This is a genomic window from Salinispira sp., from assembly GCF_059431795.1.
Map to the genome: position 1 here is coordinate 21,639 of NZ_JBXWXS010000003.1, position 14,915 is coordinate 36,553.

The 14,915-nt window shown below is 51.8% G+C and carries 11 protein-coding genes and 1 tRNA gene; 4 read left to right on the forward strand and 8 right to left on the reverse strand.

Annotated elements, in window-relative coordinates:
- The first annotated feature begins 45 nt into the window (after positions 1–45).
- Positions 46–681, forward strand: coding sequence for a GTP cyclohydrolase II (ribA, locus tag AC52PS_RS01255; RefSeq protein ID WP_495561212.1), 636 nt, complete (start codon positions 46–48; stop codon positions 679–681).
- A gap of 78 nt (positions 682–759) precedes the next feature.
- Here the strand turns inward: ribA and AC52PS_RS01260 are convergent, their stop codons facing one another.
- Positions 760–3,510 carry a penicillin acylase family protein gene (locus AC52PS_RS01260; RefSeq protein WP_495561213.1) on the reverse strand — a complete coding sequence of 917 codons (2,751 nt, stop codon included), beginning with the start codon at positions 3,508–3,510 and terminating at the stop codon, positions 760–762.
- A gap of 149 nt (positions 3,511–3,659) precedes the next feature.
- On the opposite strand from AC52PS_RS01260, the gene AC52PS_RS01265 reads away from it, so the two are divergent.
- Complete coding sequence (locus AC52PS_RS01265) at positions 3,660–4,817, forward strand: MFS transporter (RefSeq protein WP_495561214.1); 1,158 nt, start codon at positions 3,660–3,662, stop codon at positions 4,815–4,817.
- 79 nt (positions 4,818–4,896) lie between these two features.
- On the opposite strand, the gene AC52PS_RS01270 is transcribed toward AC52PS_RS01265, so the two are convergent.
- From AC52PS_RS01270 to AC52PS_RS01280, 3 genes are read right to left on the reverse strand one after another with little or no spacing between them, the layout of a single operon-like run.
- On the reverse strand, positions 4,897–6,252 hold the full coding sequence (locus AC52PS_RS01270) for an MATE family efflux transporter (protein WP_495561215.1): 1,356 nt from the start codon (positions 6,250–6,252) through the stop codon (positions 4,897–4,899).
- Positions 6,249–7,100, reverse strand: a complete 852-nt coding sequence (locus AC52PS_RS01275; RefSeq protein WP_495561216.1) for an SDR family oxidoreductase — start codon at positions 7,098–7,100, stop codon at positions 6,249–6,251. Before AC52PS_RS01275 ends, AC52PS_RS01270 begins: the two co-directional genes overlap by 4 nt.
- 45 nt (positions 7,101–7,145) lie before the next feature.
- Positions 7,146–8,141 (reverse strand): NAD-dependent epimerase/dehydratase family protein, encoded by a 996-nt coding sequence (locus tag AC52PS_RS01280; RefSeq protein ID WP_495561217.1) that lies wholly within the window; start codon positions 8,139–8,141, stop codon positions 7,146–7,148.
- Between the two features lie 71 nt (positions 8,142–8,212).
- Here AC52PS_RS01280 and AC52PS_RS01285 point away from each other — a divergent pair, with 71 nt between their 5' ends.
- A complete protein-coding gene (locus tag AC52PS_RS01285; RefSeq protein WP_495561218.1) occupies positions 8,213–10,360 on the forward strand; it encodes a transglycosylase domain-containing protein in 2,148 nt (715 codons plus the stop codon).
- Here AC52PS_RS01285 and AC52PS_RS01290 read toward each other — a convergent pair.
- The gene (locus AC52PS_RS01290; protein ID WP_495561219.1) at positions 10,320–11,057 is read right to left on the reverse strand and encodes a glycerophosphodiester phosphodiesterase family protein; all 738 of its coding nucleotides are present in this window, start codon (positions 11,055–11,057) and stop codon (positions 10,320–10,322) included. The two genes, AC52PS_RS01285 and AC52PS_RS01290, sit on opposite strands and share 41 nt — an antisense overlap.
- A complete protein-coding gene (locus tag AC52PS_RS01295) occupies positions 11,050–12,348 on the reverse strand; it encodes an MFS transporter (protein WP_495561220.1) in 1,299 nt (432 codons plus the stop codon). The genes AC52PS_RS01290 and AC52PS_RS01295 overlap by 8 nt, the downstream gene beginning before the upstream one ends.
- Positions 12,349–12,451: 103 nt before the next feature.
- Between AC52PS_RS01295 and AC52PS_RS01300 the strand changes: the two genes are divergently transcribed.
- Positions 12,452–12,542 (forward strand) — tRNA-Ser (locus AC52PS_RS01300).
- Between the two features lie 73 nt (positions 12,543–12,615).
- Here the strand turns inward: AC52PS_RS01300 and AC52PS_RS01305 are convergent.
- Both AC52PS_RS01305 and AC52PS_RS01310 read right to left on the reverse strand, forming a co-directional pair.
- On the reverse strand, positions 12,616–13,932 hold the full coding sequence (locus AC52PS_RS01305) for an alpha-amylase family glycosyl hydrolase (protein WP_495561221.1): 1,317 nt from the start codon (positions 13,930–13,932) through the stop codon (positions 12,616–12,618).
- A gap of 37 nt (positions 13,933–13,969) precedes the next feature.
- Entirely contained in the window at positions 13,970–14,911 is a 942-nt protein-coding gene (locus AC52PS_RS01310) for a DMT family transporter (protein WP_495561222.1), read from the reverse strand.
- Positions 14,912–14,915: the final 4 nt, after the last annotated feature.

Consider the following 14,915-nt stretch of genomic DNA (forward strand, 5'->3'; position numbering starts at 1 on the left):
TTTATAAGATAGTTCCTTACAGCACCGCAATATCAAGGAGAACGTATGCAGCGTACAGGAAAAGTTTCGTTAATAGATTCAGCAGAGCTGCCCAGCCGATTCGGGGATTTCAGAATTTACGGATTTCTCGAGCATGAGAACGGAAAAGAGCACACTGCAGTTGTCAGGGGAAACGTGCAAGGTCATGCAGATATTCCAACCCGCGTTCATTCCGAATGCCATACAGGAGATGTTCTGGGCTCCTTACGCTGCGACTGCAGAGATCAGCTTGAAGCTGCGCTGGCTTATATCGGCCAACAGGATCGGGGTCTGGTTATTTATCTGAAACAGGAAGGCAGAGATATTGGGTTGCTAAATAAAATCAAAGCATATCATCTCCAGGATCAGGGACTGGACACGGTGGATGCAAACACCCATCTGGGGCTTCCTGTGGACGGAAGAAGCTACAATATTGCTGCGGAAATTCTCCGCCTTCTGGAGGTGGAAAGCATCCAGCTCATGAGCAACAACCCCCTGAAATTCCGAGGGTTGGAAGAAGAAGGGGTGAAAATCACGAGAAGAATTCCCATAGTAATCAAAGCCGTTGAGCAAAACCGCAGCTACCTCAGCACCAAACGGGTCAGAATGGGACATGTATTCTCAGAAAGCGATTCCATTCAACATATCCAGATACAGGCCTGAAGCTCCCCGGGCGTTAAATTCGTCTTCATTCCGGTCTCCATCTGGGCAGCTCTCCACATACCATCATGCCTGCTTCGCTTACTGAGGCAGCAGACGAATACGACGCCCAGCGGAATCAGCCTCAACTGCCTTCCGGGAGAAGCGCCCGGGATGATACTCAACGTTAACCCATTCGTGAATATAATCATCATAATGACGGTGGAAAGGATGGCCGCTCTGGCCTCCGGGATGAATAAAGAGGGAATTATCCGGATTTCCTGCATCAAGAATGGAACGCTGGGAGGCGATGGAATGCACTCTGAAGGAGCCGTTCAGTGCCCAATGGGTAACATTTACCGTACTTCCATGGCCGGGAACAGGGTATGGACCCCGGTTGAACAGTGATTCTACAAGGGGAATGCCAGACTCACCCAGGGTTGCATTTCTGAATTCCACCAAATGGGCATCCCCCCACTGCCATTTTGCTGGATCCCAACCATGCAGCTGTGCAGCTTTTTTCAATCCCTCTGCCACCGAGCGGGATACAATATCCTCCATACGCTCTTTAGGGGCACTGGGACGATAATCCCACATCAGATGGTCCGGGTCGGCAAGAAGTGTATGAAAAAATGACTCATAGTCGCTGATGCTGCCCCGTACTTGCCCGGCCGCCGGGAACTCATCTTCCATGGTATTCAGAATCAATTCCCGCCACACAAAGGCGTAGGCCAGAGCCTGGGGGCTGCCCGCGTTCATCCGGTAATCCCAATCCCGCCAGAGATTCAGAACATCCTCCACCAGCTGAATCAGCCTTTTGTAATCCTCCGGATGTTCACCGGGAGTTTTTCCTCCGGGCGCCCCCCCACCAGCCGGGACCTCCTTTCCTGCTTCCATACGATCTGCAGACAAGGCTTTCTGCTGGGACGTCAACCAATCTGCATGGCCCAGATATGCTTCCACCGCCTGCCGGGCGTCAGTATCAATTACCCGGGAGAGGAACTCTTCCCCGTGGAGAGTATAGACATCGGCATGTACCGATTTCAGATCCTCAATACTGATGCCGTCCTCCAGTTCCGCCAAACGCTCTTCAATCCGCTGAGCCCGATAGCCGTTGGCAAACTCCGTACCAATCAGATACTCATACCCCGGCGCAGCCACAGGATTATTTGCTGTGACGATAAATCCCCGCTGGGGGTTATACAGGCCCGGCATCATATCAAATGGAATTCTTCCATCCCAATCTTCACCCGCCGATGGAACTGCGGGAGATCTTCCTTCATGACTGGTTCGAAGGGGATGTGTTCCGCTTGTCTGATACCCGATATTTCCTGCGGCGTCTCCATACACAAAGTTCTGTCCGGGAACATCCCAGCCTCTCAGCGCATTCCGAAACTCCTCCATGCTCTCAGCACGGTTAACATTCATAACCGCTTGAAACATCCCGGTGGGCTGGAGTGCGGTCCAGGAAAGGGATATTGCCTGAGCTGCCACCCGGCGGGGAAACCGCTCATCGGGCAGGATGCGGTAACTCCCCAGATCCTTGAGAAAGGGGATATCCGAAATCACCGGCCCCCGGTCAGTGGAGCGTACAGTCATAAAGACCGGTTCATCCCGCCCCTGAACCCTGATACTCTCCATTCTCAGAGCCATATCCTTCCAATTCCCATCTTCATCCAGATAGCGGTTTCTGTTCTCCGGGTCGATCTGCTCCAGAAAATAATCCTGCACATCTCCGCCCACATTGGTAATTCCCCAGGCGATATTGCCGTTTTGACCGGATATAATGCCCGGAACCCCCGCGAACGAATATCCCCTCACATCATATGTCTCTCCAGATCCGGGATTGATATGCATTCCGATTTCATACCAAATTGAAGGCATTTGCACCCCGAGGTGCATATCGTTAGCGATTAATGCCGAACCGCTTTCTGAAAGATCACCTGATACGGCCCAATTATTGGATCCGATCCCCTGAAAACCACTGTACAAATTCATTTCCTCAGGCCCCCAAGAAACCTGAGATTGAGTATTGAGAAAATCTTCCGGATCCACCTCCCACTGTTCCCGAAAATTCGCCAATTCTTCCGAAGAGACGATATAAGGCATATCATCGCGGTACTCACTGAGAAAGATATTGAGCAATTCCTCCCCTCCATCCCGGATGATCCGTAGATAACGGGCTTCACGGCTCATGTTCTGGCTCAAATCCAGGGCCATCATCTTGGCCCAGGTGAGGCTGTGAACACCAGTCCAGGGTTCAATTTCCAGATCTGTGCCGATGAGACCCAGTACGGCAAACTCCAGCCCCAGGGCAGCGGATGGTCGCTGGGAAATGTAGCCGTTCACTCCCGCAGCGTACGCATCAAGCCAGGATTTATAGGGCTCTCCCAGGTTCTCATACTCCTGCCGGGCAACTTCGGCAAAGCCCAGAGTTCTGAGATACATATCTGTGGAGAGCAAATCCTCGCCGAACACTTCGCTGAGCCTCCCCTGTCCGGTACGTCTCCAGAATTCCATCTGCCAGAACCGGTCCTGGGCGTGAACAAACCCCTGAGCAAGCATTACATCTTCCATGCTGTCACCGAAAATATGGGGTACGCCGTCGGTATCCCGGAAAATTTCCACTTCCCCATTCAGCCCCGGAGTCTGGAATTGACCCCGATACCGGGGAAAGGGCCTGCGGATGAACCAAAACAAAAGTACCCCTGCAAGAAACGCGGACAGCAAAACAACTCCGGCAATGACCCTAAGCACCCCCCTCCAGCGTCCTGAATTCCCTTTGTTGCGGATATTCCGGGCATAATCCATGCTGGATGAACTTCTGTGTTTTCCGATACGTCCAACGGCCATGTGCACCTCCGGCGCGGCTTGTTCTATTAACTGATTATCCTATAAGCATAGCAGGATCAGCCTCCACGTCAAATTTTCCTCGGGTGCCAGGATGGGGAAAATATCCTCCGGGGGATGATTTAGCTGAAGCTCTGATCTATACTCCCGCTATGAGCCAACGCAATTCTTTGAGTATCGGATTTATTTTTCTGGCATTCGCCCTCTATGCGGGTGTTGCAGGACATGAGAGCTTTACCCTCCTGCCGAAGCATTTCTCCCTGTTAGGGTACACTCCGGGAACATCGGGGTTTATTATGAGTTTCACCGGTCTAGGCGGTATGCTGTTCATGCCGATCCTTGCCCTGTTTGTGGACAATTTCCGTCAAAAATACATTCTCATGGCCGGCTACCTGATTTACGGTCTCAGCGCACTCTTCTATTTTCTCGAGCCTGCGGATCCCAGAATCTTCGCCATTCCCCGGCTTTTTCAGGGGGGAATGATCACCGTTACCATGGTCAGTTTAACCGCTGCAGTCAGCCATGTACTGCCTCCGGAGCAGCGATCAAGAGGCTACGCCCTGTTCGGGGTATTGGGTCAGCTGGGAGCCATGACAGGGGTATCCACCTCTGAATGGCTATTCGACAGCTTCGGTTTTTCTGCGTTTATCCTGTTCGCCGCAGGAGCACTTGGAATTGCCTCGCTGTCATCACTGATTTTCCCTGAAAAGCGGCCGGACATGGATCATGCAAAACCCAGTCCACGGGATTTCCTGGATGCACTGAAAAACCGATCAATTTATCCCTTTTTGTATCTGGCATTGATCCTTGGAACCGGTTTCGGGACCATGCTGGGGTTTCTCCCCGATATGGTGCTTCTCAGAGATGTGGGGGTGATCAAACCCTACTATGTGGCATATCCCGCCACAGTAATCACCATCCGGCTGGTTGCAAGTCACTGGTTCAATAAGTTTTCCGCACGCCGGATTCTGATCCTGCCGGTGTTGATGATCCCCGCCGCCCTGCTGCTGGTGGCATCACTGCAGACCGCCGGGAGCCTCATCATTGCCGGCATTGCTTACGGAATTGCCCACGGTGTGCTCTTTCCCGTTCTTCAGGCCGAACTGATCAATAGATCGGCTCCAAATTTTCGGGCGCGAATGGCCCTTTTGTTTCAGTTTATGTTTAACGGGGGAATATTCCTTGCTGCGAACTTCGGTGGTTTTCTTGCGGACCGATCCCTGGTTCTCACCTTTACCGCCATGGCGAGCATAGCCCTGAGTGCCCTGCCGGTACTCATTCTGGGAACTAAATCTTCCAGGAACCAATGAGCCCTCTCAGCTGGGTAACGGATCGGTCACCAGCTGGTTGACCGATTGCTCAATATTTGATCCTGATACTGCAGCCGGATTAGCGGGTGAGATCATTCAGCCACCCGCCCTGCCTTGTGCGCCATAGGCCGATGAACGATTTTACAACCTCTTCGGAGCTTCCGAGAAAAAACACCAGCATGGGGGGCCATCCCAACAAAAGACCTGAGGCATATGCCAGAGGCAGGCCGATCAGCCAGACGCCTCCCACATCCAGATAAAGACTGAACCGGGTATCCCCCCCGCCCCGGAGAATTCCAACGATCTGAACAAGGCTGAGGGCTTTAAATGGAAGAATCATGCATATCACGTACACGAAGTTTCTTGCATGGATCTGGGTTTCGACAGAAACGTTGAAAAAGCGGGGAATTATACCCGCAAGTGCTGCAAGCACAATCCCGGTTGCCGCCCCAAGAATTGGTGCCAGATAGGTGTAGTTTGCCGCCAGGGTTCGGGCACGCTTCGGCCGTCGCGATCCTATGGCGTTGCCAATCATTATATAGCAGGCATTCCCCACACCAATGCTGAAAACAAGAAGCAGACGGAATATGGTATCTGCGATATTTCTGGCAGCAAACACCTCCGTCCCGATCCGGGAAAACACCGCGTTAAACAATGAAATGCCCACCGACCATCCAATCTCGTTCAAGATTACCGGAAACGCAGTCTTCATCACTTTTCTGAACATGAGTCTGTCCCGGGCAGTGAACTCTCTGAAGGATCCGGCCACCGGGAGTTTCCTGGAGTATGCGAAGTACATGATCAGCAACATTTGAACGAATCTGGCAATCAGCGTACCCAAAGCTGCACCGGCCACACCCAAAGCCGGCAGGCCCAATTGTCCGAAAATGAGAAGATAGTTCAGGACTACATTTATTACCAAACCTGCTGCTGTGGCGAGAAGGGGCAGGCGGGCCTCTCCACAGGAACGCATACCCATGGCAAAATTAATGGACACAGACGTCAGGGGATACGAAAGAGAGGCTATGCGCAAATACGAAATTCCCAGCTCTATTACCCGTGGATCTTCGGTAAAAACCCGAAGCAATCCCTCCGGAATCAACTGGGCAAAAAGGGCAATAAGCCCCGAACCGGCAAGGGAAAGCTGAAGTGCTATACCCAGTACCTGCCGGATTCGGTTTACATCTTTTTTCCCCCAATACTGGGATACGAAAATCCCCACCCCTGAACTGATGCCGAAAAGCATCAGGAGTACAATAAAATATATTTGATTTCCCAGGGCGACCGCGGCAAGACTTTCCTCCCCCAGCTGCCCGATCATGAAGGTATCGATAAAATTTACCGATGACTCGAGAAGACTCTGGGCCGCTATGGGAAGAGCCAGGGAAAAGAGAATGTGAAAAAACGGAGGGGTGAACCGGGGTTTAAGTTTCAACGCCGCTCATCCAGCTTATCGTACGCATATAAATTGCTTCCTCCGGCAAACCGGGTAATCAGTTCTTCCGCCAGGTTGGGAACCAGTGCGTACAGCAGTTTTACGAGCTTTCCCGCCCCAGTCATTACTGCATATCTCCTGCGCTTCCTGACCAGATTCAGCACCGAGCGGGCCACATCCCTCTGGCTGCTGGAAGTTTTCTTCCGTTTCAAAGGAATCAATTCCCCTTTCTCATTATACATGGTCTTTTCAGGATCATTTTCGGTAAATGATACATACAGCGTACCGAAATGCACCCTTCCCCCGTACTCGGACCTGAGGGATTCACCAAGGGCGGTAAGCGCCATTTTCGAACTGCAATATGGAGATACAGCAGGAAGGCCTTTCAGCCCGGCCAGACTGGATATGAATATGACTGAGCCGGATGTTTTTTCCAGTTCTTCCAGAGCAAGCTTGGTCATGTTCACCGTTCCCCGAAAATTCACATCCATAATACGGTGAAAAAGCTCCAGAGAAATATCCCGAAACATTCCCCGCATGGTCATACCCGCATTATTCACCAGTATATCCAGTTTTCCGAAGCGTTCTATGCTGTGCTGAGTCACCCGGCGGCAATCCTCCGGCCGACTTACATCTCCGGTGACTGCCAGAACCTCAATCCCGTCTTCTCTGAATTCCTCTGCTGTGCGCTCCAGTGCATGGGAATCTCTTCCGGTTATGACTATGTTGCAGCCTGCGGCGCCCAAATACCGGGCAATCTCCCTGCCGATACCCTTTCCGCCCCCTGTCACCGCGGCAACCTTACCCCGGAAATATTTCTGATCCTTGGGACTGATTTGCTGATTCATAGCTGCACTCCTGATATTTTGGTAATTTAGCTTCCGGCCCGGGGTTCACCGGTTCGTCGTGTACCCGTGCTCCCGAAGCCAGTCAAAACATTCCCTCATTGCTTCGCTCACCGGGGTGGGTGAGAAACCCAGTTCTTCAACGGCTTTGCGGCTAGAATAGTAGCAGTCGTCGTTAGATATTCTTGCCATGGCCAATGTTAAATTCGGCTGCCTTCTGAGCAGGGAAGCAGAGAGGGACCCCCAGAGTCCATAGAGCCAGACCGCAAACGCTGGTATACGAATAGACGGAGCCTTTGCTCCGGTAACCCTGGCCATCATTTCGAAGGCGTCCCGGTAAGATAGGTTTTCGCCCCCCAGAATATAACACTCCCCTTCCTGACCCCGGGTCAGGGTCTGCACTGCAGTTCGGGAAACATCTGAAGCGGCCACATAGGTTTTTCCACCCGGTGCATAGCCGGGCGTCCGCCCTTCATGAACGGCAAGGAGCATGGCTCCCGCCCCTGGCTTGCTGTCCCAGGCTCCCAGCATAAATCCGGGATTGAGGATCAATACCGGTAATCCCTCCCGTGAATGTCTTTGGAGGAGGTACTCCTGGGCTGCATGCTTGGAATCCTGGTAATCCAGATGATAACGGCGGTCAGTATACCCATTCTCTTCCGTTCCAAGAGCATTCCTGGGGCCCGGACCGAAGGAGTTTGCAGTGCCCACATGAATAAGGCGGCTCACCGCGTATTCCTGCACGGCCTCGGCAATGAACGTCACCGCATCGAAATTAATTTTCCAAATCTTTTCAGACCGCCCCGGCCATATCTGGGTGTTTGCAGCGGTATGGATTACATAATCCACACCCTCAACTGCCCGGTACACATCTTCTTTGGAAAGAAGATCCGCGGTCACCCGCTCCAGGTCCAAGCCTTCCAATGTACCGGTTTCCCTTCCGGGCTGAATCATTGCCCGAACAGCATAGCCGCCGCTCAATACATCCCGGCAAACATGGCTTCCCAGCATTCCGTCCGCACCTGTTACTAAAACCTTTTTCATCCCTTATCTCCGCTCAGGATAGTAAATTATTTCCCGGAAATGTTACAGTAGAGAAGCCGGTGCTTAATTTCATGAAAATAGAACGATTAAAGCCACGTATCAGCTTCACCATCATATCACTTCTCCTCGTTATCCTTATCTGGCCGGGGTTAATCATTACCGCCAACGGGATAATAATCCCGTCACTGTGGAACAGGGTTTCAGGTTCCATACCCTATCAACTGGATGTATCCACACCCAAGCTGAGCCTTTTCGGTACCATCAGAATCAACAGCATCGCCCTGAATAGCTCCTCAGATCCTGAACCGGTGCAGGAATTTCATCAGGTACGGATCCGTCTGCCGCTCATTGCCTGGGGTGGAAAACTGTTATTTTCCCGGGATATGGAGGCTCTATCCCCCCCATCGTATTCCCGGATTATTTCCGACCCCTCGTCACTCTGGCAATGGCTTGGGAACCGGGAAATCACATCCCTTCTGCCCCGAAGTATCCGGGTAGAAGGGGACAACGTATATTCCCATAATCCCCGAAATGACCACATAACCCTTTCATGGCAGCCGGATGACCGGAATTTTCTCCAGGGTCAAATAGATTACTCCCACCGGCAGTTGAATATGGAGTTTTCGCTGAACAACCCGCTTTCTGAAATTCTGAATTGGATTCCCCGGGCTGAGAGCATCTATGGATCTCTCAGGAATCTTTTTCCAGAGCAGATGCATACTGAAACCCCGGGTGGGGAATCTCTCCAGGCCCCTGCAGAGTTCCGAATCTCCGGGAATCTTTCCAGCCTGAGTCCGGTCGATTTTTCCATTGAATCCACGCTGGAATTCCGGGGCGTATTCGAAAAGTATGATGGTCGCTACAGCTTCTCCGGCCGCATCTCTCCCTTTGAACGCATCGTTTTGCCCAAACCCTTTACCCCCTCATATCCTGTTGAAGACCCGCCCAGAGGAAGGCTGTTGATTCGGGAAGGAAGTCTCAGCCTGAACGGAATTCTTGTTTCCCCCATTCTGGATATCAAAGGATTTCTTCCCGTACCCGGGCAAGCCCCGGGTAGATTCACAGTTCGCCCTGCTTCGGTGAATATTTTCGCCAGAATGGAAGCTGTCCCTCTCCAATCCGCTTTTCATCTTATTCCCCAATCTCTTCTGGGCTCCTTGAACTCCCTAAAGCTGGAGGGCCGCATGGAAGGAAACATCAATATATTTATCCCCACATACAGTTTGGAACATACCCGTTGGCACTTTTCCGTATCTCCTGTTGATATGATCCTGGAAGAACTTCCTGTAGATATGGGAGTTCTCGCCCGGGGGGGCACACATCCAATCAGCGATCCCGAAACCGGGTTCCGGGCTGTCGTTGATATTCCCCCATACCGCCGCCCGGATTTGGAATGGATGCTGAAACACAGCGAACGGAGCACAGCCTGGGTGGACACCCATTGGGCCCTCTTCGATAACGGTCCCCTGGGAGAGGAAATCCCCGGCCTGCAGAAGATAATTGCAGAGCCCGACACCAAACCCGACGCAGAGCCCGACGCAGAACCAATTGCAACGTCAGCTTCGGGAGGGAGGCCGTCGTCCCCGGGGGAAACCGAGCGCCTGGAGTACATCTATATTGATGAAATTTCCCCCTATCTCGTAGGAGCTGTTCTCAGCGCAGAAGATGGAAGCTTTTTCTTTCACAACGGAGTGTACTGGGACAGCGTGAGTAACGCCATCGCCAGGAATCTCCGGGAGGGGGAAATCATTTTCGGCGCATCCACCATTTCCATGCAGTTAATGAAAAATCTGTATTTAAGCGCTGACAGGGAATACAGCCGGAAGCTCAGGGAGGTTCTGCTGGTGTACGCCATGGAAGAATATTACCACCTTCCCAAGGAACGGATACTTGAACTGTATCTGAATATTGTGGAATTCGGACCGGGAGTTTTCGGTGCCCAGGCAGCGGCCCGTTATTACTTTGATATCCCTGCATCCCAACTAAATCCTGGTCAGGCGGCCTGGCTGGCAAGCATTCTCCCTTCACCCAAACGCTATCACCGATATTATCTTGACGGGGCAATCAGCCCGGGGTGGTTTATCCGGATGCAAAGCATTATGCGGATTATGCTGCTGAGAGAACGGATCACAAAAGAAGAATTTCAGGAATACGCTGCAGTCCCGCCCCTTTTCAGCATCAGGGATGTTCCAGCAGATCTTTCCGGGGGTAATCGCTGATCACCGCCCAGCTCAGCCTGGACAGCCGGGCAAATTCATCCCTGCTGTTCACCGTCCAGAACACAATCTTCACACTGTGAAGCCGCAAGTAGAAGAATAAAAGCCAACGGGTGAACCCTCCCAGTTCGTGAAATATCTGTCGGGGAAGATGAATCGAGAAGGGACGGATCTGTCTGATTGCAGCAGCCAGTGCAGAGATTCCACCTTTCCGGTGCTCCTCCCCAACGAGCATTCCCACCCTGTATCCGGAACTTGCGAAATCCACCAGAAGCCGATGATTAAACGCCGAAATGACAAACAGGTACGCCCCCTTCCAGGGAGTCAAAAGTGCATTCAGTCGGGGAAAATCATCACTGGTAATTGTCTCACTCTTCAGTTCAACATTGATAATGGTTCCTGACGAGGCATAGGGTTTGAGTTCCTCCAGCAGTAGATCCAGGCGGGGTACAGAAAGATCCTTTTCGCCATGATCAGATACTAAGTCCGCCATTTTCACTTCGCCGATCTTTCGATGCTCTCCAAACACCCGGACCAAGTCGGCGTCATGAATCACGGCGAACTCACCGTCAGAGGTCTTCTGAACATCCAATTCAATCCCGGCAGCTCCATGCTCCAGTGCCGCCTGAAACGCTCTGAACGTGTTTTCCGGAAACTTTGCGGAATAGCCCCTATGCGCCAGAATCGGAGCATCATGCATCTGGGCTCACCACCTCACCCCGGTGTACGAACAGCATAATAATCATCGCCGCGGCAAAAAACACAGAGGCGAATATAAGGAGGGCCACATACCCGCCGGGTCTTGCGCCACCTGCGGTAGCCAGATCCATGACCCCTCCACCCAATGGGGGGGCCACAATATTTGCTGCCTGGGAGAAAAAATAATACAGGCCGGTATACCCCCCCACCTTTTCCGCGACGGTCATATCCACCACCATGGGAAGGGAGTTAACATTCACCATACTCCAGAATGCACCGGCAAAGGCGAAGAGGATTGCCACCGGAAGGAAACTCCGGAAAAACACCGCGGTGATCAGCAGTACAATCAGCATCAGAAGACCGAATGTGATGGTGCGCCGGCGCCCGAATTTGCTCCCGATTATTCCCGCAGGGATTGCCATAACGATGAACATTGCAGAATAAAACCCCAGGATGAGTGCACCGGTACTCTCACTAAGACCCATGTAAAACTTGGCATAGCTTGTAAAAAAGGTTTCCACCGTGTTGAAACCCACGAACCAGAGAAAGATGGCAGAAAGGGTGAACAAGAGGCTTTTCTCTCCTCTGATCACATCTTTGAGATTGTCTTTCAATTCACCCAGAGTTTTCCGAAATGAGATTGGTTTCTGCTGAGCTTCACCCCGAAATGGTTTGTCCTCCCGAATGAAAAAGACCACCAGCATGCTTGCGGCAAACATCACCACACCGCCAACCACAAAGGGCAGGGCAGGGCTGCGGTCATAGAGCGGCTTACCTCCAAAAAACACCAGGAGCGCACCCACTCCACCCATAAAATTGATAATTCCATTTGCCTCGCTTCGGTGCCTGGAAGGAGTGATATCAGGCATAAGAGCAATAACAGGACTCCTGAACAGGGCCATGGAAACATTCATAAAAATGATGGTTGTCATCATCAGCCCCAGACGCTGATAAGAGTTTGCCACGGGAATGAGGATGAAAAAAATCAGGGCAAGGGGCGCTCCAACCAGGATAAATGGGCGCCGCTTACCCAGAGGACTCCGGGTTTTATCGCTGAGAGCACCTAAAAACGGCAGTAGAAGTATGGCGAGAATATTATCGAAAGTCATGATCCCGCCCACCAGCGTAAACTTCAAGTCAAAGCTTTCCCGCAGAAATACCGGAACATACGCGTTGTACATGGACCAGATTATAGATACCCCAAGAAAACCGAAACCCAGGAGAAAAGTCTTTCCCTTTCTGAATTTCAGTTCCGAAGTTCCTGTACTTTCTTGCACCGTGGTTTTAGACATTGCGAACACCTCCACATCACATATATTATCTGCTGAGCCCCGCCCGGCACCTGGTCACAGGGTGCTTGCGAAAAAGCACCTCAGCATGTAGGCTGTTCATTCAGGAGAAGTGCCGGAGTGGTCGAACGGGTCTGACTCGAAATCAGGTGTGCTGCATGTCAGTACCGGGGGTTCGAATCCCCCCTTCTCCGCCATTTTCCGATCATGGATCCACCCCTGCTGAACGTCCGGCAGAACCATCAGTATACATCCGTTTATATGAGTTTTTCATGTGTTTTCCACCCATATTTCAAAAGCCCAGGGCTTCAAAACCCGTTCCTGCCCCAGATCCAGTGTTATGGGCCCGCCACCCTGCCAGCTCCGATAGGCACCCTGAACAGGCCCATCGAGAATTTGGAATTGTTTTTCCTGACCGGAAAAGTTGAACATGGCACAAATCCGGTTTCTGTCTTTTTTCCGTACAAAACTGAATACTGACCGGGGCTCAGAATTCACCACCTGAATCATTCTTGCACCCCAAGGCGCATTCCAGAGTGCCGGGTTCTCTTTCTTTAATTGAAGCAATTGAGCGTAGAAGGAAAACATCCGATCTTCCTTCCATTGAATGGGATCCTTCTCAAAAAAGGACAGACGGCGCTCATTGCCCGCTTCCTGACCGTTGTAAATAAGGGGCATTCCTTCACTCAATACCGACAATGCAATTGTGGCCTCCAAAGCTTCCCCGAACTGTTCGTACTCGGTACCCTCCCAGGCGTTTTTATCGTGGTTACTTACAAACAGCATACGCATGGCGCTGGCGGGGAAGGCTTTCTCATTCCAGGAATAGTAGATAAAAAGCGACTCCACATCGGTTTTACCCATGGCTATATGGTGCATGGTCTCGTTCCAATGCCATACGTAAGTCATATCGAAAGCCCGGTAGTTCAGATACCGTGCCTCCCATTCGGCAAGAAGATACACCGGCTTTATTTGGTCCAATTCTGTCCGCACCCGGTCCCAGAAATCGGTTGGCACAAAGCCGGCCACATCGCAGCGGTATCCGTCTATATCAAACTCGCTGACCCAGTACTTCATCGCCCGGGTCATATATTCTCTCAGCTCAGGACGCTCATAGTCCAACTCGATAATATCATCCCAATCCCACCAGGCTGTGGGCATAAACCCGCCCTTCCAGTCCCTGGCGTACCACTCTGGATGCTCATCCACAAGATCGGCGTCCCATGCGGTATGATTGGCCACCCAGTCCAGAATCACCTTAAACCCTGCGGCATGGGCTTCCCGGATAAACAGGTGAAACTCCTCCTCGCTGCCGAACTCGGGGTTCACGCCAAAATAATCCTTAACCGCATAGGGAGAGCCCAGTGAGCCCTTCCGGTTTTTTTTTCCAATGGGGTGTATGGGCATAAGCCAGAGAATATCCACCCCCAGCCTTTTCAGCCTGGGCAAATGCTCAAGAGCTGCGGTGAAGGTGCCTTCCTTCGTAAACTGTCGGATATTGATCTGGTAAATGCTGGAATGTTTACTCCACTCGGGATGCTGAATGCTCGCAAGTGGCTCTGGTTTATACTGTTGTGATTTTGACATAGTGTGACTCCTTAGAATGGGAGCAGGGACGAATTCATCATTCGTGTTTGCTTTCAGCGGTTTTTCCAGTTTTCCCCGGCGATATCCGAATGAGCCGGGCCAACTGTACCGTAAGCATCGCCCCCAGCATCAGCCCTGCGCCCAGCATTTGCCGGGCTGAAAGGGTTTCTCCAAGTATAAGCCAACCGCCCAAGGCTGCAAAAGCCCCTTCCAGAGACAAAATAATGGCTGCATGAGCCGGATGAGCCCCCTTCTGTCCAACGATCTGAAGCGTATAGGCTACGCCCACCGACATAACCCCGCCGTACAATATTGCCGGTGCTGCCAAGACGATGGATCCTGCATCCACCGGTTCCAGTACAAACCCGGCGGCAAGACTCAGAACGGCTGTCACCCCGTATTGAATAATTGATAATAGAAGAACATCAAACCTGGAAGCAGCAAAGCCGATAATATGCACATGGAGGGCCCAGAAAAACGCGCTGAAAAACACCAGCAAGTCACCGAGAACCAGGAAATAACCTCCTCTCACAGATATGAGATATAAGCCGATTAACGCTGTTAGGGCGGCAGCCCAGGTTAGCGGTCCGGTTTTCGATCCAAGACCGATTCCCATAATAGGTACTAGAATTATATAGAGCCCGGTAATAAACCCCGCATTTCCGGCAGTTGTATAGACAATACCGATTTGCTGAAATGTGGAGCCGGCGAACAATGCAAGTCCTGCGGCTCCACCCCAGAACCAGACAGATCGGGGTGAATCGCCGGCGGCGATTGTTACCTCCGGCTTTCTGTTTCGCCGTATACGACCAAGCCAAAAGAGAGGCAAGAGGGTGATCAGACCGAGGGTAAAACGGAGCCCGTTAAACAACATGGGGCCCACAAATTCCATACCCACCCTTTGAGCTACAAATGCCAGTCCCCAAATGAGGGCGGTGAGGGTGAGAATTAGATTCGAAACTGCGTGCTGTGCATTCATGGAC